We start from the raw sequence: 16,124 nt of genomic DNA on the forward strand, positions 1-16,124 counted from the left end.
GTTCGCCCCGCCCCAGGACGCCAACTCGCAATTCAGCCGCGACGCCGGAACCCCCTACGGCAAGCCCCCGTCGGACCCCCCGTTCGGAACGACCAACTCCGACTCCCCGTTCGGATCCAACGGCCCGGAGTCCCAGTACGGCACCCCGACTCCCGGCGCCCAAACGCCAAGCGCCCAAGCCTCGGGCACCCAGTACGGCTCACCCAGCGCTGACTCGCCGTTCGCCCCGACCGGCCCGGAGTCCCAGTACGGCCCGGCGGGTTCCGACTCCCAGTACGGCACCCCGAACTCCGGCTCCCAGTACGGCACTCCAAGCTCCGACTCCCAGTACGGCGCCGCAGGGTCCAACTCTCCCTACGGCAACCCGAACTCCGACTCCCCGTTCGGTGCCGCGGGCTCGAACCCCCAGCACGGCTCAGCGGGCTCCGACTCACCGTTCGGAGCAGCGGGTTCAAACTCGCCGTTCGGCGCAGCGAATCCGAACTCCCCGCACGGCTCAGCGGGTTCCAACTCCGCGCACGGCTCGGCGGATTCCAACTCTTCGTTCGGTGCGGCCGGCTCTGATTCGTCGTTCGGCTCGGCCGGATCCGACTCCCAGTTCGGCAGTTCGCGCTCCGACCCCCAGCACGGTGCCGCCGGCTCGGACTCCCAGCACGGTTCCGCCGGCTCGGACTCCCCGTTCGGCTCGGCAGGCTCGGACTCGCAGTACGGAACTCCCGGCTCCGACTCCCCGTACGGAACTCCAAGCTCCGACTCGCAGTACGGAACTCCCGGCTCCGACTCCCCGTTCGGTACGGCGGGCTCTGACCCGTCGTTCGGTACGGCGGGTTCGGCGGCCCCGTTCGGCGGTGACGACAACTCCCGCTCGGGTGGCTACCCGCAGCGCGTTCCGGGCGCTTCCTTCGAGGCCCCCGACAACGGGCAGCCCGAAACGTCAAGCGGCTACCCGCAGCGAGTCCCCGGCGCGGCGCTCAGCACCGGCGGCGCCCTCAGCTCAGGCGGCGCCCCCGTCGTAGCCGAACAGCGCCCCGCCGCGGTCCCGCACCCGCGTGACCCCGCCGAAGCGCCCGAAGCCGCAGACCACGCCGGCCCCACGCCGTCAGGTCCGGCCAAGGGCACCGCCCGCCCGGTCTCCGCAAGCGCCTCCGTCCCGGTCTCCAGCCGCGTATCCCCGCCGCCGGACGCCGAAGAAAGCGCCCCGCCGGCAGCGAACCCCCAGTCCCGCGTGTACGGCCGCCCCCCGGAGCCCGAAAGCCCGGACGAGCAGGCCGGCCAGAGCGAAGACGGACACGCCCCCTTCGGCGCAGCACCCACCTCGGGCGCCTACGGCCAGCCGGAAGCTGATCGCAACACGTTCGGCCAGCCCGAAAACAACAGCTTCCCCCCAGCAAGCCAGCACGAGAACAACAGCTTCGGTCAGGCTGACGAACGGGACAGCTTCGGTGCCCCGGCAGGCCGCTCCGGCACCTACGGCGGCGCGATGCCGGGCACCCCGGACGCGGCTCCGACCTCGGGCGCTTACGGCACCCCCTCGTCGGGCGACTACGGCAGCCCGTACAGCTCAGCCTCGGACGATGCACCCGACAACGCGTACGGTGCGTCCTCAAGCGGCAGTTACGGCGCGGCCATTGACAGCGGTTATGCACCCCAGGGCGACGGTTTCGGTTCGCCTGCCGACGGTGATTCGCGGAATGCGGGCCGGAGCTCGGGCAGTGCCCGCGTGTCGCCCCCCTCGCAGCCGTTCGCGCCGGGTTCGCCCGCGGCAGCCTCGACGTCCGGGCAGCCTGCTGCTTTCGGGGGCGCGGCGTCCGTACCGAATCAGGGGTCTGCTCCGGGCGAGGGTTACCCGCCGAGCGCGCCGACGTCGGGTCAGGAGTTCGACTCCGAGCAGTCCGGTGGTCACGGCTTCCCGGCCAACGCGCCGACGTCGGGCACTTACGGTTCCAGCCCGGGAACGTACGGTTCCAGCGCACCGACCTCGGGCAGTTACGGCTCGGCGCCCGGGACGTACGGTGCGAGTGCGCCCACGTCCGGAAGCTACGGCTCGAGCGCGCCGACGTCCGGGCAGGCGTTCCCGTCGTCCGCGCCTTCGTCGGGGCAGCCGGAGTCGGGCTACAACGAGTTCACCTCCGACCTCGCCGGTCGGGGACGTCCGGGGCAGCCGAACCACCCGGGCCCGGTTCCGGGTAACCCGGCGAGCCGTACCATGCCGCCGGACTTCAGCGAGCACACGATCGACGTGTCGGGCCGCGGCCAGGACCCGTACGTGCCTGCGCCCGCCCTGCCGGCCATGCACGCGTCGCAGCCGTTCGAAAATGGTTTCCCGCCGCCGAACGACTCGACGCACCCGTTCGGCGAGCGCCCCCAGGGCAACAACGCGTTCGGCGGCCCCGCCAGCCGGGCCACGGTCACCCCGCCCGACCCGGACGCCACGGCGAGCTGGCCGGGCACCGAGGCGACGGGCGGCCCGGACCCGTTCAGCTCGTTCAAGCCCGAGACCAGCCAGTCGGTGACCGAGGTCGCCAAGCCCGAGACCCCGCACGTACGCATGCTGCCCGTGCTCCTGGGTGTCATCCTCGGCGCCGGCCTGCTGGTCGGCCTGACGTTCGGCATCACCTGGCTGATCGCCCGCGGCTCGGACAGCGGCGGCTTCTCGGTCAGCGCCGGCGACTGCGTCAAGCGCGACGGTGACAAGGCCGTCGCCGCGAACTGCACCGACGCCGGCTCGTTCGAGGTGACGGCCATCGTCGACACCAAGGACCAGTGCCCCGACGTCAACCAGCCGTACGTCGTCAACCCGACCAGCGACAACAAGTCCCAGGTCCTCTGTCTCAAACCGAAGTCCTGAACCTGACGTGGTGCTGAACCAGGCTTGAGCCTGGTTCGGCACCATCGCCGGGTGCGTGCTGAAAAATGGGCGTCCCGGGTCTTCCTGACCGCCGGTGCTCTCCAGGTGGGTGGGCTTTACCTCGACCTCCAGTTGATGCCGTACGCGGGCACCCTGGCACTCACCGCCCTGCTGGCGTTCGCCCTGGCCACGCCGCGGGTGGAGGGAAGATCACGCCGGGCCGGTCTCATCGGCCTGGCGTCCCTGGCCCTCACCGCCGGCCTGGTGGATGCCGACACCGACGGTTTCGGCTGGCCGGCGGAGTTTCCCGGCGGCAGCGACCTCAACGCGCTGGCCGAGTCCGGCTCGTTGATCCTGGCCGCAGGGGCGCTGACCGTGGCTGTGCTGGACCGCTCCCGGCTCCGTCCGCGATGGTGGCATCCACCCGCAGCGATCGGCGCTGTCCTTGTCCTCTGGGCTGTCTGCGAACACGGACGGTTTTCGGTGGTGTCGCGGGACACGATGCCGGACCTGACGGCGCTCGGCCCATTGCTCGCGCTGTCCATCGTCATCGTTCTCGCACTCAGCCTCGTCATGACCACCACGCTGGCCTCGCGCGGCCCGATGACCCGGGCCGGAGCCGGGCTGTTCCCCGTCCTGGTGCTCGTCTTGATCGCCCTGGTGCAGATCCCGGACAACGACCTGCTCAGAAAGCCCCGCCCCGCACCGCCGGTTGCCGTCCTGGACAGGGATTCCGTGCTCAACCTCTGGCAACTCTCTCAGGGCGACGCGTACGGCATGCCCGCCCGCGGCTCCCTTGGCATGGCCACGCTGGACCCGCTCCCCGCCCCACCGAAGATCGCCGACATCGATGCGGTCACCGGGTCACCGTTCGCCGAGGACAGAGCGGACTCGTGGCCCCGCGCCAAGCCCGCAATCCTCGCCGCACTGCTCCTGCTCGCGATGGTCGCCCTGGCCACATCGCTGTTCCCGGTCCCTGACGACAGCGACAGGTTTGCCTGAGAACAGTGACCCTCGCCTCGCCGCCCCGGCTCACGACGGGCCGGGGCGCGGGGCAAAATTGCTCACATGGATGCGCGCGTGCGGGCTCCCGAGTTTCGGGCTCGGGGTTGGTTGAACACCGGCGGCAAGGAGCTGAAGCTCGCCGATGTTCGGGGCAAATTCGTCCTTTTGGACTTTTGGACCTTTTGCTGTATTAACTGCCTGCATGTCCTGGATGAGCTGCGGCCGCTCGAGGAGAAGTACGGCGACGTTCTTGTGGTGATCGGCGTGCATTCGCCGAAGTTCGAGCATGAGCGGGATCCCGAGGCGCTGGCGGCCGCCGTCGAGCGCTACGGCGTGCATCACCCGGTTCTTGATGACGCTGACATGGTCATGTGGCAGCAATACGCGGCCAAGGCGTGGCCGACGCTCAGCGTTGTCGACCCCGAGGGGTATGTCGTCGCGTCGATGGCGGGTGAGGGGCATGCCGAGGGGCTGGTCCGGCTGCTCGACGAGTTGATCGCCGTGCACGAGGCGAAGGGCACCCTGCACCGCGGGGACGGGCCCTACGTCCCGCCGGCGGCTGATGAGACCGTGTTGCGGTTCCCCGGCAAGGCCATCGAGCTGCCCAGCGGCAATCTGCTGGTCTCCGATTCGGCCCGGCATTCGCTGGTGGAGTTGGCCCCCGACGGCGAGACGCTGGTCCGGCGGATCGGCAGCGGGCGGCGGGGCCAGGTGGACGGGCCTGCGGGCGTTGCGAGTTTCTCCGAGCCGCAGGGGCTCTGCCTGTTGCCCGACGGTCGCACGGTGGTTGTCGCCGACACCGTCAATCATCTGTTGCGCGGGCTCGACCTGGAGACCGGTGAGGTCAGCACGCTGGCCGGCACCGGGCGGCCGTGGCGTTCCGCGCAGGACGACGGGGTGGCGCTGTCGTCGCCGTGGGATCTGGCGTGGTACGAGAATCGAATCATCATCGCGATGGCCGGGATCCACCAGTTGTGGTGGTTCGATCCCGAGCTGGGGACGCTTGGTGTCTACGCGGGCACGACCGTGGAGTCGCTGCGGGACGGGGCTGTTCCGGATGTGTGGATGGCGCAACCGTCGGGGCTCTCGGCGTACGGTGCAAGGCTCTGGATTGCGGACAGTGAGACGTCGGCCCTGCGCTGGATCGAGAAGGGTGAGTTGCACACCGCTGTCGGTCAGGGGCTCTTTGATTTCGGGCATGTTGATGGTGCTGCGAAGCAGGCGTTGCTGCAGCATCCGCTCGGTGTCGGGGCGCTGGCCGACGGGTCGGTGCTGATCGCCGACACCTACAACGGTGCGGTGCGGCGGTTCGATCCGGCGACCGATGAGATGTCGACGGTTGATTCCGGGCTGGCGGAGCCGAGCGACATCCTGGTGACGCGGGCCGGCGAGGTGCTCGTGGTGGAGTCGGGTGCGCATCGGCTGGTGAAGCTGGCGCCGGGCGCGGTGCGGACGGTTGAGGGTGAGCGGCATCGCACCGAGCGGCCGGCATCGCCGTTGGCGCCGGGCGAGGTCACCCTGGACATCGTTTTCACTCCGCCGCCGGGGCAGAAGCTCGACACGACGTTCGGTCCGTCGACGCGTTTGGTCGTCTCGGCTGCCCCGCCTGAGCTGCTGCTCGAGGGCGAGGGCACCGGCACGGAGCTGTCGCGACGGCTCGTGCTCAACCCCGATGTTCCCAAGGGTGTGCTGCAGGTCGTGGCGCAGGCCGCGACGTGTGACGCGGACGTCGAGCATGCGGCGTGCCACCTCACCCGGCAGGACTGGGGTGTGCCGATCGTGATCGACCCCGCGGCTCCGAGCCGGCTGCCGCTCATCCTGCGCGGTCTGGACGTATAAAACCGCGAACCCTTTCCGCTCCGGTGACGGATAAGAGATGTCACCCTGCGAGTGGAAAGGGGCACCATGGCAGACGATGCCGAGCTCATCGGCCGGTCGAGGAGCAGACCCGAGGCCTTCACGGGCATCTTCGACCGGCACGCACCGCACATCCACCGCTATCTGGCGCGGCGGCTGGGCGATCAGAGCGCCGACGACCTGGTCGGTGAGGTCTTTCTGGTCGCGTTCCGGCGACGTGACGGCTATGACCGTACGCGTCCCGATGCGCGTCCCTGGCTCTACGGGATCGCGACGAACCTGGTCGCCCAGCACCGCCGGGACGAGGCGCGTGACTTCCGCCTGCGCACCTCGATCGCGCCGAGCGCCGACGTCATCAATCACGCCGACCAGGTGGCGACCGATCTGAGCGCCGCGGCCCTGCGTGACACGTTGCAGTCGGCGCTGGCCGAGCTGAATTCCGGTGATCGTGACGTGCTGCTCCTGGTGGCTCAGGAGGAGTTGACGTACGAGCAGGTCGCCGCCGCGTTGGAGATCCCGGTGGGCACGGTGCGGTCGCGGCTGCATCGGGCGCGGGTCGCCGTACGTGCCGCGTTGGGCGGGAGCAATCCGCTGGTTGTGTTCGAGGAGGGCGTACGCCATGGATGATCTGACTTTGATCCGCGATCTCACCGAGGATGCGGTCCTGCCGAACGCGAAGCGGCTGGCACCGGCCCGCGCGGCTTTCATCGCCGAGGCCGGTCTTGCGAAGAAGCGTTTCTGGAGCATGGGCCGGATCGCCTTCGCGGGGACGGCGGGTCTTGCCGCAGCCGCCATTGTTGTTGTCGCTGCCGCAAAAGCGCCCGCGCCGACGCCTGCACCTGCACCTCCACTTGCGCTGGCGCCTACGGAAAGGCCCCTCCGCCTGGCATCCCAGGTCCTTGACGAGGCAGCAGATGCCGCGTTGCGGCAGAAGACGGTCGTTCCACGACCCGACCAGTTCTTGTACCTTTCGCAGCGCGGCGCCGGCGGCAAAGTTGTGTACGAGGGGTGGTTCTCCATCGACGGCAAGCATGACGGGCTCGCCATCCGCTCCGATGAAGGCGAGACGGTCCTCGAGGCCTGCCGTCCGGGCAAGAAGACGATCGAGGGCGACGACTGCAAGCCGGACGCGCACTACCTGCCGGATTTCCCGACCGATCCCAAGAAGCTGCTCAAGCAGATCGAGAAGGACGCCAACCAGGACACGGAGGAGGCCCGGACGAACGCCATCGCCAAAGATCTCTGGTACTACGCGGAGCAGTTCTGGCTGACGCCGAAGCAGCGGGCTGCGGTCTATCGGGCCGCCGCGACGGTGCCCGGGCTCAAGGTGATCGAGGGGGTGACGGATCCGGCCGGACGTAAGGGAACGGGGGTGGCCTGGACATACGGCGCTCAAGCGATGTGGATCTTCGACCCGGAGACCAACGTGTTCCTCGGCTCACAGACCACCACCACCGACGTGGCCCTGGTCGATGCGGTTCGCGACAGGTAGGTCATTTGTCAAGGGCGTTTGGACTACTTCCCGGCAACCTACGGTGTCGTAGCCTTATCCCGTGACAACCGAAACCCCCTTCCAGATTAAGCCCGCCGATCTTGGCAAGCCGCGTCTGCGCGGGCGGTTGCATCAGTACGCGTTCTTCGTCGCACTCGTCTGCGGCGTCGTCCTCTGCTCGATCGCGCTGACCCGACCAGGGATGTCACCGTTCGTGAGCTGTCTCATCTACAGCGTCACGGTCTGCGGGCTCTTCGGGATCAGCGCGCTCTACCACCGCCGGACCTGGACCGAACGCGGCTACCAGATCATGCGGCGGCTGGACCACTCGATGATCTTCATTTTCATCGCGGGGACGTACACACCGTTCTGCGTCCTGTTGCTGAGTTCCGGTAAGGCGACGGTCATGCTGACCCTGATCTGGGTCGGCGCGCTGGGCGGGGTCGCACTGAAGAGCGTTTGGCCGCACCTGCCCCGATGGGTGGGTGCGCCGCTCTATCTTGCCCTGGGCTGGGGCGCGGTCGCGATCCTGCCGGACGTGCTGCACAAGGGTGGCGTCACCGCGTTGGTCCTGCTCGCGGCCGGCGGCGTGATCTACAGCGTCGGCGCGGTCTTCTACGCCCTGCGCCGCCCGAACCCGTGGCCGACCGTCTTCGGCCACCACGAGTTCTTCCACGCGTGCACCCTGATCGCGGCGCTCTGCCACCACGTCGCGATCTACTTCTCGCTCTACGCCTAGCCTCAGACCCGGCTGTCGTAGGCCTCGCGCGCGTCGAGGACGTCGCCGATGTGCATTTCCGCCCAGTCCTGCAGCGCGTTGCAGAGGCTGAGCAGACTGCGCCCCAGCGTGGTCAGCGCGTAGTCAACCCGGGGCGGCACCACGGCGTGCACCGTACGCGTGACGATCCCGTCCCGTTCCAGCCCGCGCAGGGTCTGGGTCAGCATCTTGGGGCTGACGCCGTTGATCCGCTGGGCCAGCTCCGTGTATCGCAGCGAGCCGTCCTTGAGCGAGGACACGATCAGTACGCTCCACGCGTCGCCGATCCGGTCGAGCACCTGGCGGCTGGGGCAGTTTTTCGCGTACACATCCGTTTCCACCTGGTTACTATCCCTCAGGTGAGTACTGCACTTCAAGGTGCTCACTCTCCTTTGGGAAGTGATCCTTGACCTGCCTCGTTGTGGGAATCGAAAGCCTTTCACCGAGCTAGGGAGTCATCGTCATGACCATCGTCGTCACCGGAGCCACGGGACACCTCGGCCGCCTCGCCATCGAGTCCCTGCTGAGCCGGGGCGTACCCGCCGGCGAGATCGTCGCGGTGGGCCGCAGCGTCGAGAAGATCAAGGACCTGGCGGACAAGGGTGTGGTCGTCAAGAAGGCGTCGTACGACGAGCCGGAGTCGCTGGACGCGGCGTTCGCGGGCGCCGACAAGCTGCTCTTTATCTCGGCCAGCGAGCCGGGCCGGCGCATTCCGCAGCACACGAACGTCGTGAACGCCGCCAAGGCCGCGGGCATCAGCAAGATCGTCTACACGAGCGCACCGTTCGCCGCCACCAGTGACGCGATCCTCGTCACCGACCACCGTGCCACCGAGGAGGCCCTGACCTCCTCCGGCATCCCGTCGGTCTTCCTCCGCAACGGCTGGTATGTCGAGAACTACAACCTCCCGACCGCCCTTGACCACGGCCTGGTCGGCGGCGCGGGCGAGGGCAAGATCAACATTGCCCCGCGGTCCGACTACGCCGAGGCCGCCGCTGCCGCGATCCTCGCGGATGGCGTCGACCAGAAGGTGTACGAGCTGGGCGGCGAAGGCGTCACGCTGGCCGAGCTGGCTGCGCAGGTCAGTGAGGTGTCGGGACGCGAGGTCACGTACACCAACCTGACCGAGGAGAAGCACGTCGAGTTCCTGGTCAGCGTCGGCCTGCCGCAGGAATTCGCGGTAGTGCTCGCCGACGTCGACCGCGCGGCATCGCAGGGCGCCCTCAACACCGGCACCGCCGACCTGGAGAAGCTCCTCGGCCGCCCGGTGACCCCGATCGCCGAGGCGGTCCGCGGCGCCCTCGCCTAGCTTCAGGGATTTTTTTAGGGGCGTCACCGGATTACCGGTGACGCCCCTTTGTAACGACTGCCCACTTCCGGCCCATCTTGAGCCGGCCCCTCGTTCAGCCGTACGTTTTACTACGCCCTACTCAGGCACCATAGCTCGGCGGCGGCGGGGGATTGCGCCGCGTGGTCTCACGGTATTCCTGCACGACCTCACCGTCGTTGCGGTAGACCGGCTCCTCACGGATGACCGGGCGCTCGTCGACCACCGCTGCGGGACGGCGGCGGCTGTTCCAGAAGTAGAGCGTGAGAACAAGACCGACCAGTCCGGCCAGCATCAACACGTAGCCCACCACGTTGATGTCCAGGCCGCTGATGTTGGCGTTGACCGCGAACGCGAGGATCGCTCCCAGCGCCAGTAGGAAAATGCTTCCGCCGATGCCCATGATGGACCTCCCTGGCTCGTCGCTGCCGCTTCGAGCCGCGGCAATATGTCGATACGTGTGTCTACCCACGTGACGGAAGGCTCAATCAGGCAAGCTTGGACCCATGACCGCGAGAACCCTTGTCCTGTTGCGCCATGCCAAGGCGGAGGACCCCGGTGACCTGCTCGACTTCGAGCGTCACCTGACCGACGGCGGACGTGCGGACGCCGACGCCGCCGGAGCCTGGCTGGCCGACGAGCGGCTGAATCCGCGGCTGGTGATCTGTTCGCCGGCCACCCGGACCAGACAGACGTGGCAGGGAGTGTCGGTCGCGCTGGCTCAGGCCGCACCGGACAACGGGTCGTCCGAGGTCCATTACGAGACCGGCTTGTACGACGGCGGGCGTACCGAGGTCATCGACCTGCTCCGCGCCGTCCCCGACACCGTACGCACGGTCCTGGTCATCGGTCACAATCCGACCATGTCCGATGTGTCTATTTTGCTACGCCCGTACGAGGGTGGCGGTGTTGTCGAGGGTCTGAAGACGTCCGGTCTCGCCGTGCACCGCTTCGAGGGCTCGTGGTCCGACACCGAGCCCGGCGCGCTACCCCTGATCACATCGCACACCGCGCGCGGCTGACCTTCTTCCAGGCATGGAAAAGCCGGCGGACACCGTTGTCCGCCGGCTTTTCGTCCTTGCGCTTTTGCTCAGAAGGCCTCTTCGGGAAGGTCCATCACGTCGAGGGTGGTGTTCTCGATGATCCGGCGGTCCGAGCCGATCCGGGGCAAGACCTCGCGGGCGAAGAACCGCGCCGCCGCGACCTTGCCCTCGTAGAAGGCCTTGTCACTGGTGGTCAGCTCGGTGCCGAGCTGCTTGAGGGCGACCTCGGCACCGCGCAGCAGCAGCCACGCGACCGTGACGTCACCCAGGGCCAGCAGCACCCGGCGTGAGGTCAGCCCTACCCGGTAGAGCTCGCGGGTGTCACCGCCCTGCACCGCCTGCAGCCAGGTCATCTCGATGCCGAGGATGGCCTGCAGCTCGCCCAGTGCCTTGCCCAGCGACTGCCGTTCGACCTTGAGCTGACCGTTGCCGGCCTCGCTGTCGATGAACTCCTGCATCTCGGTCGCGATGGTGGCCAGCGAGACGCCGCCGTCCTTCACGATCTTGCGGAAGATCAGGTCGAGGCTCTGGATCGCGGTGGTGCCCTCGTACAGCGTGTCGATCTTGGCGTCGCGGACGTACTGCTCGAGCGGGTAGTCCTGCAGGAAGCCGGAGCCGCCGTAGGTCTGCAGCGACTCGTGGCCGAGCATCTCGTACGCCCGCTCCGAGCCGACGCCCTTGACCAGCGGGAGCAGGAGGTCGTTGACCCGGCTGGCCGCCTTCGCCGCCTCGGTGTCTCCCGCGGCCTGGGCGATCGCGACCTTGTCCTGCCAGGTCGCTGTGTAGATGACCAGAGAGCGCAGGCCTTCGGCGTACGCCTTCTGCAGCATCAGCGAGCGCCGCACATCCGGGTGATGCGTGATCGTGACGCGGGGTGCCGCCTTGTTGGAGTTCTCCGTCAGGTCGGCGCCCTGCACGCGGTTCTTCGCGTACTCCAGGGCGTTCTGGTAGCCCGTCGAGAGGGTGGCGATCGCCTTCGTGCCGACCATCATCCGGGCGTACTCAATGATCATGAACATCTGCCGGATGCCCTGGTGGACGTCGCCCAGCAGCCAGCCCTTGGCCGGGGTGCCGTGCTCGCCGAAGGTCATCTCGCAGGTGTTGGAGACCTTCAGGCCCATCTTGTGCTCGACGTTCGTGGCGTAGACGCCGTTACGTTCGCCCAGCTCGCCGGTCTCCGCATCGAAGTGGAACTTCGGCACGATGAACAGCGACAGGCCCTTGGTGCCGGGGCCACCCACGCCGTCGACGCCGACCGGGCGCGCGAGCACGTAGTGGATGATGTTGTCGGTGAGGTCGTGCTCACCCGAGGTGATGAAGCGCTTCACCCCTTCGATGTGCCACGAGCCGTCCTCCTGCTGGATGGCCCGGGTGCGGCCGGCGCCGACGTCGGAACCCGCGTCGGGCTCGGTGAGCACCATCGTCGAGCCCCACTGCTTGTCGACGAAGAGCTTGGCCCACTTCTTCTGCGCCTCGGTGCCCTCGACCTCGACGACGTGCGCGAAGGAAGGGCCGGAGGAATACATCCAGACCGGGGCATTCGCCCCCAGGACCTGCTCGGCGATGGCCCACCACAGCACCCGCGGCGCGAGCGTGCCGCCGAGGCTCTCGGGCAGGTCGAGCCGCCAGAACTCGGACGCCATGAAGGTGGCATACGACTTCTTGAACGACTCGGGCAGCGGCGCGGTGTGATCCGCCGGGTTGAACTTGGGCGGGTTGCGGTCCGAGTCGGTGTAGCTGGCCGCGAGGTCCTCCCGGGCGAGCCGGTTGACCTCGGTGAGGACGTCGCGCGCGGTTTCCGCGTCGATGCCGTCGTACGGCGCCTGGCCGAACGCACGATCCGCCCCGAAGACCTCGAAAAGGTTGAATTCGAGATCACGCAGGTTGCTCTTGTAGTGAGTCATGTGTTCTGGCCCCGCTCTCAGGACGCGAGTTACCCGTCAGTAACTAACACTGTATTACCGCGCAGTAGTCATCGACAAGTCGCCGCCGATCAAAAGGTTGTGCGCCGACTTGGGGGCTAAACGTCTCCGATCGGGTGGGAGGCACGACAACCTTTCGGACATTTGCGAGCGACCGCACCCCCGGGACGTATCGACGCGGGAAGAGGCTCGTTTCTCCGTGTGTACGCGCAGGACGTACGCAGACCCGGGGAGGTCACGTCATGTTCGCCACGATCAAGAGTCTGATTCCGGAGCCTCGCCAGGCGGACCAGCCGCGCCACTACGTAGGTCGGCACCGGCAGCCTGAGACCGTCTCCGCCAGGGCCGTCGTGCCGGCCCCTGCAGCGCCCTCGTCCCACGAGTCGATCCCGGCAACGGCGCCGGATTCGCCCGTTTCCCTGGCCAGTGTTGGTAGTGACTCCCACGATCCGGGCGAACCGGTCGAGGAGCCCGCGGCCTAACTGCCGGCCGCGCCAACTTCCCAGCTCGGCATCGGTACGCCCGGACCTCCGTCAGGCCCGGAGTACTCGAGCAGCACGAGGGCGATGTCGTCCTCGAGCCGCCCGCGCACCCAGTCGACGAGAGCGGTCTCCAACGACGCAAGACCGTCGCCGACCGTGCCGTGCCCGAGCAGCCGCCACGCCCGATCCGCCGTCGGGAAGAACTCGCCGTCCCGCCGCGCCTCGCCCAGGCCATCGGTGAAGAGCAGCAGCCGGTCGCCCGGCTCGAGCCGCTCGACCCGGGGCCGGGCCACGGGCATGAAGCCCAGCGGCGGCGCGGGCGACGGCGGTTCCAACGCGATCACCTGGCCCCGGCGCAGAAGGAGGGGCGCCGGGTGTCCACAGTTGACGATGGTCAGCGTGCCGCCGCGCTCCTCGATGAGGGCGGCGGTCACAAAATCCTCGTCGCCGACACTGCGGGCCACGGCGCGGTCCAGGTCGGTGACGATGGCGCGCAGATCGGCCCGCTCATAGGCGACGTGCCGGTAGGACCCGAGCACGATGCTGGCCAGGCGGACGGCGTCCAGGCCCTTGCCTCGTACGTCTCCGATGATGATCCGTACGCCGTACGGCGTGTCCAGGGCCTCGTACAGGTCCCCGCCGATGTCAGCGGCCGTGGATGCGGAAATGTAGCGGTCGGCCACCGCCAGCGGCCCGATCTGCGGACCCAGCGGGCGCAGTACCGCCTGCTGGGCCACCACGGCCAGCCGCCGCAGCTCCTCGATCCGCAGGTCCTGCCGCTGCCGGGTGCGCGCGACAACCGCCGCGAGCCCGGTGCCGAGCGCGATCGCGAGCACGTTGACCATCGCCGCCGGATCCACGTTGCCGCTGGTCGCGACGAAGACGGCCCCCACCACGGTGGCGAGCACACCCACACCAACCACGGGCTGCCAGTATGCGAACACAGCAGCCACGATCGGCACTATCGCAAAGAGACCCACGAACCTCGACAGGCCGTGATCCGCCGCTGACAGTCCGGCGATGACCACGAGCAGCACAAGGGCCGCGCCGATACCGGCACGGGAACCTGGAGTGATCGGGCGACGACCCGACGGCAATGTAGGCATGGGTACGCCGAACAGCATGCCTGATGGACTTGAGCAACGGCACCAAGTTGACCCGTTGTCCGATCGGGTTCTAACCGGTCGTACCTTTACACTCTCACGGAGTGTCAGCTGATCTCCGCGCCCTGTTGATCGCCGCGTTCCGCTGGACCGATCCCCCTGGCGGTGCCGTCCTCGTCAGCGACCGGTCCGGATGGTGGCGCGATCCCCGGATCCTGGACGGCCTGGGTCCCGCGCTCGCCGGCCTCTTCCCCGGCTCACCGACCGTCGTCGTGTCGCCCGAGGTCACGGGGTTTCTCATCGGACCGCTGGTCGCGCGTGCGGCGGGCGCGGGCTTCGTGGAGGCGTACCGGCAAGGGGCCCGGCGCCCGATCGCCGAGCCGATGACCTGGGTGGAGATCCCCGCGGATCACCGCGGGGAGCCCCAGCACCTGGGCGTGCGAACCCATCTGATCGGTACGCACGACCGCGTGCTCATCGTCGACGACTGGGCCTCGACCGGCGCCCAGTCCCGAGCCCTGTCCACACTCATCCGGAGTCTCGGCGCCACGGTCATCGGCACCGCCGTGATCGTGAACGAATGTCCCCCGTCCGTGGACGACATCCGCGGCCTGCTCGACGGAGCCGACCTCTAAGCCGGGCTCTTCCAATCAGCCAGCACGCCGCGGGTGGGCTGCCAGCCGATCGCGTCATACTCCGCCAGGCCACGCAGGACATACGGGTCCTGGGCGATCAACGCCTCCGCCTCGGCCCGGGTGTCCACAGCGAGCAGGATGATGCCGCCGGTCACCGGGTCCTGCCGGCCCGCCGAAGGCACCAGACCGCGCTCCTCGAGCCCGGCGACGAACGCCAGGTGATCGTCGCGAGCCTCGTCCACCGTCTCGAGCGGCGCCAGATAGGTCGAGATCATCAGGTACATGGCGGGATTCTCCCAGGCTTCAGTTGGTCTTCCAGGTACGGAAGTTGTGCGAGCTACGACTCGGGGTCGGGCCGCGCTGCCCCTGATAACGGGAGCCGTAGACACTAGAACCGTACGGGTGCTCCGCCGGGCTGGACAGCTGGAAGATGCACAGCTGCCCGATCTTCATCCCCGGCCACAGCTTGATCGGCAGATTGGCCACGTTGGACAGCTCCAGCGTGACATGCCCCGAGAACCCCGGGTCGATGAAGCCGGCCGTCGAGTGCGTCAGCAACCCGAGCCGCCCCAGGCTGCTCTTACCCTCGAGCCGCCCCGCCAGCTGATCGCCGAGCGTGATCACCTCAAGCGTCGAAGCCAGCACGAACTCGCCCGGGTGCAGCACAAACGGCTCACCGTCGGCCACGTCCACCAGAGCGGTCAGGTCATCCTGCTGCTCCGCCGGGTCGATGTGGGTGTAGAGGTGGTTGTTGAACACCCGGAAGAAGCGGTCGAGCCGCACGTCGATGCTGGACGGCTGCAGAAGCTCCGGCTCGAACGGCTCGAGAGCGAGGGTGCCCAACTTGATCTCGGAGACCAGGTCACGGTCGGAGAGCAGCATCGCAACACCATACCGGTGAGGTGAAAAACGCTGGTCGGGTGGTCTAATCGAACAAATGTTCGATAGAATCACCCCATGGCATCCTGGTCCGATTTCGCCACCGCCGAGCCCGAGCTCGCCTCGGCCATCCGCGCGCTGCTCCAGCAGTACGGCCCAGGCATGGGCTACCTGGCCACCGTCCGCGCCGACGGCGGCCCCCGCGTCCACCCGGTCTCCCCCGTCATCACCGACGAGGGCCTCTACTGCTTCATCGTCAACTCCGCCAAACGCACCGACCTCGAGCGCGACGGCCGCTACGCCCTCCACACCTACCCCCCGGAAGAAAGCGACGACGAGGCCTACCTGACCGGCCACGCCCACCCCGTCACCAACCCGGCCGTCATCACCCACCTGGCCGACGCCCTCAACGCCTCCCCCGCCGTCGACTGGCGCCTCTTCGAGCTCTCCATCGACTCAGCCATGCTCCGCCGCCACGGCCCCGCCGGCGCCCTCCCCCTAGCCATGACCCTCCGCTTCCCTCCAATCACCCTCAAGTGGCAATCCCCCACCCACCCGTCATCCCCCTCCACCACCACGGTCTCCCTCTCCCCGACCCCCACGCGCGCGAAGCCAGCACTAGCGACGCCCGCCGCACTCGCACCCGTGCCCATGCCCATGCCCGTGCCCGTGCCCGCACTTTCGCCCGCGCCCGCCTCTGGCTCGGCGCCCGCCCCTGCCAGATCCAGCGCGCCCGACCCCAACAGCTCCGCTCGCAGAACGCCCGATCGCGTC

15 protein-coding genes and 1 pseudogene are annotated in these 16,124 nt (G+C 68.4%); 10 read left to right on the forward strand and 6 right to left on the reverse strand.

The genetic code is table 11. The features are described 5' to 3' along the window. From Ahu01nite_RS15390 to trhA, 6 genes are all read left to right on the forward strand, one after another. Nucleotides 1-2,848 (forward strand): hypothetical protein (locus tag Ahu01nite_RS15390; protein WP_203837201.1); only part of this gene is annotated, 2,848 nt, incomplete at its 5' end. A gap of 51 nt (nt 2,849-2,899) precedes the next feature. After that, a complete protein-coding gene (locus Ahu01nite_RS15395) occupies nt 2,900-3,850 on the forward strand; it encodes a hypothetical protein (protein ID WP_203837202.1) in 951 nt (316 codons plus the stop codon). Nucleotides 3,851-3,916: 66 nt separating this feature from the next. Continuing rightward, nucleotides 3,917-5,692 (forward strand): NHL domain-containing thioredoxin family protein, encoded by a 1,776-nt coding sequence (locus Ahu01nite_RS15400; protein WP_203837203.1) that lies wholly within the window; start codon nt 3,917-3,919, stop codon nt 5,690-5,692. A gap of 66 nt (nt 5,693-5,758) precedes the next feature. Continuing rightward, nucleotides 5,759-6,337, forward strand: coding sequence for an RNA polymerase sigma factor (locus tag Ahu01nite_RS15405; protein ID WP_203837204.1), 579 nt, complete (start codon nt 5,759-5,761; stop codon nt 6,335-6,337). After that, nucleotides 6,330-7,202, forward strand: a complete 873-nt coding sequence (locus Ahu01nite_RS15410) for a CU044_5270 family protein (RefSeq protein ID WP_203837205.1) — start codon at nt 6,330-6,332, stop codon at nt 7,200-7,202. The genes Ahu01nite_RS15405 and Ahu01nite_RS15410 overlap by 8 nt, the downstream gene beginning before the upstream one ends. A 61-nt stretch (nt 7,203-7,263) precedes the next feature. After that, the gene (trhA, locus tag Ahu01nite_RS15415) at nt 7,264-7,941 is read left to right on the forward strand and encodes a PAQR family membrane homeostasis protein TrhA (protein ID WP_203837206.1); all 678 of its coding nucleotides are present in this window, start codon (nt 7,264-7,266) and stop codon (nt 7,939-7,941) included. A 2-nt stretch (nt 7,942-7,943) separates the two neighbouring features. On the opposite strand, the gene Ahu01nite_RS15420 is transcribed toward trhA, so the two are convergent. Beyond that, entirely contained in the window at nt 7,944-8,300 is a 357-nt protein-coding gene (locus tag Ahu01nite_RS15420) for a winged helix-turn-helix transcriptional regulator (protein ID WP_203837207.1), read from the reverse strand. 122 nt (nt 8,301-8,422) lie between these two features. Here Ahu01nite_RS15420 and Ahu01nite_RS15425 point away from each other — a divergent pair, with 122 nt between their 5' ends. After that, on the forward strand, nt 8,423-9,268 hold the full coding sequence (locus tag Ahu01nite_RS15425; protein WP_203837208.1) for an SDR family oxidoreductase: 846 nt from the start codon (nt 8,423-8,425) through the stop codon (nt 9,266-9,268). Nucleotides 9,269-9,389: 121 nt separating this feature from the next. Here the strand turns inward: Ahu01nite_RS15425 and Ahu01nite_RS15430 are convergent, their stop codons facing one another. Next, a complete protein-coding gene (locus tag Ahu01nite_RS15430) occupies nt 9,390-9,689 on the reverse strand; it encodes a DUF6458 family protein (protein ID WP_203837209.1) in 300 nt (99 codons plus the stop codon). Nucleotides 9,690-9,792: 103 nt separating this feature from the next. Between Ahu01nite_RS15430 and Ahu01nite_RS15435 the strand changes: the two genes are divergently transcribed. Further along, a complete protein-coding gene (locus Ahu01nite_RS15435) occupies nt 9,793-10,308 on the forward strand; it encodes a SixA phosphatase family protein (protein WP_203837210.1) in 516 nt (171 codons plus the stop codon). Between the two features lie 68 nt (nt 10,309-10,376). On the opposite strand, the gene Ahu01nite_RS15440 is transcribed toward Ahu01nite_RS15435, so the two are convergent. Both Ahu01nite_RS15440 and Ahu01nite_RS15445 read right to left on the reverse strand, forming a co-directional pair. Beyond that, the gene (locus Ahu01nite_RS15440) at nt 10,377-12,233 is read right to left on the reverse strand and encodes an acyl-CoA dehydrogenase (RefSeq protein WP_203837211.1); all 1,857 of its coding nucleotides are present in this window, start codon (nt 12,231-12,233) and stop codon (nt 10,377-10,379) included. Between the two features lie 496 nt (nt 12,234-12,729). Beyond that, nucleotides 12,730-13,857, reverse strand: coding sequence for a PP2C family protein-serine/threonine phosphatase (locus tag Ahu01nite_RS15445; RefSeq protein ID WP_203837212.1), 1,128 nt, complete (start codon nt 13,855-13,857; stop codon nt 12,730-12,732). A gap of 83 nt (nt 13,858-13,940) precedes the next feature. On the opposite strand from Ahu01nite_RS15445, the gene Ahu01nite_RS15450 reads away from it, so the two are divergent. Continuing rightward, nucleotides 13,941-14,471: a phosphoribosyltransferase family protein gene (locus Ahu01nite_RS15450; RefSeq protein ID WP_203837213.1), complete on the forward strand. Its 531-nt coding sequence runs from the start codon at nt 13,941-13,943 to the stop codon at nt 14,469-14,471. Here Ahu01nite_RS15450 and Ahu01nite_RS15455 read toward each other — a convergent pair. Next, the gene (locus tag Ahu01nite_RS15455) at nt 14,468-14,755 is read right to left on the reverse strand and encodes a YciI family protein (RefSeq protein WP_203837214.1); all 288 of its coding nucleotides are present in this window, start codon (nt 14,753-14,755) and stop codon (nt 14,468-14,470) included. The genes Ahu01nite_RS15450 and Ahu01nite_RS15455 overlap by 4 nt on opposite strands. 19 nt (nt 14,756-14,774) lie before the next feature. After that, nucleotides 14,775-15,353 carry a dCTP deaminase gene (dcd, locus tag Ahu01nite_RS15460; RefSeq protein ID WP_203837215.1) on the reverse strand — a complete coding sequence of 193 codons (579 nt, stop codon included), beginning with the start codon at nt 15,351-15,353 and terminating at the stop codon, nt 14,775-14,777. A gap of 75 nt (nt 15,354-15,428) precedes the next feature. On the opposite strand from dcd, the pseudogene Ahu01nite_RS15465 reads away from it, so the two are divergent. Continuing rightward, nucleotides 15,429-15,836, forward strand: a pseudogene (locus tag Ahu01nite_RS15465) (pyridoxamine 5'-phosphate oxidase family protein); the annotation flags it as partial. Nucleotides 15,837-16,124 lie beyond the last annotated feature (288 nt).

Source organism: Winogradskya humida, assembly GCF_016862215.1.
Classification (GTDB): Bacteria; Actinomycetota; Actinomycetes; order Mycobacteriales; family Micromonosporaceae; genus Actinoplanes; species Actinoplanes humidus.

Excerpts from the sequence above, each read along its gene's own strand:
- Ahu01nite_RS15400 (WP_203837203.1), top strand. The coding sequence starts at position 3,917 with ATGGATGCGCGCGTGCGGGCTCCCGAGTTTCGGGCTCGGGGTTGGTTG.
- Ahu01nite_RS15405 (WP_203837204.1), top strand. The coding sequence starts at position 5,759 with ATGGCAGACGATGCCGAGCTCATCGGCCGGTCGAGGAGCAGACCCGAG.
- Ahu01nite_RS15410 (WP_203837205.1), top strand. The coding sequence starts at position 6,330 with ATGGATGATCTGACTTTGATCCGCGATCTCACCGAGGATGCGGTCCTG.
- Ahu01nite_RS15425 (WP_203837208.1), top strand. The coding sequence starts at position 8,423 with ATGACCATCGTCGTCACCGGAGCCACGGGACACCTCGGCCGCCTCGCC.
- Ahu01nite_RS15430 (WP_203837209.1), bottom strand. The coding sequence starts at position 9,689 with ATGGGCATCGGCGGAAGCATTTTCCTACTGGCGCTGGGAGCGATCCTC.
- Ahu01nite_RS15435 (WP_203837210.1), top strand. The coding sequence starts at position 9,793 with ATGACCGCGAGAACCCTTGTCCTGTTGCGCCATGCCAAGGCGGAGGAC.
- Ahu01nite_RS15440 (WP_203837211.1), bottom strand. The coding sequence starts at position 12,233 with ATGACTCACTACAAGAGCAACCTGCGTGATCTCGAATTCAACCTTTTC.
- Ahu01nite_RS15445 (WP_203837212.1), bottom strand. The coding sequence starts at position 13,857 with ATGCTGTTCGGCGTACCCATGCCTACATTGCCGTCGGGTCGTCGCCCG.
- Ahu01nite_RS15455 (WP_203837214.1), bottom strand. The coding sequence starts at position 14,755 with ATGTACCTGATGATCTCGACCTATCTGGCGCCGCTCGAGACGGTGGAC.
- dcd (WP_203837215.1), bottom strand. The coding sequence starts at position 15,353 with ATGCTGCTCTCCGACCGTGACCTGGTCTCCGAGATCAAGTTGGGCACC.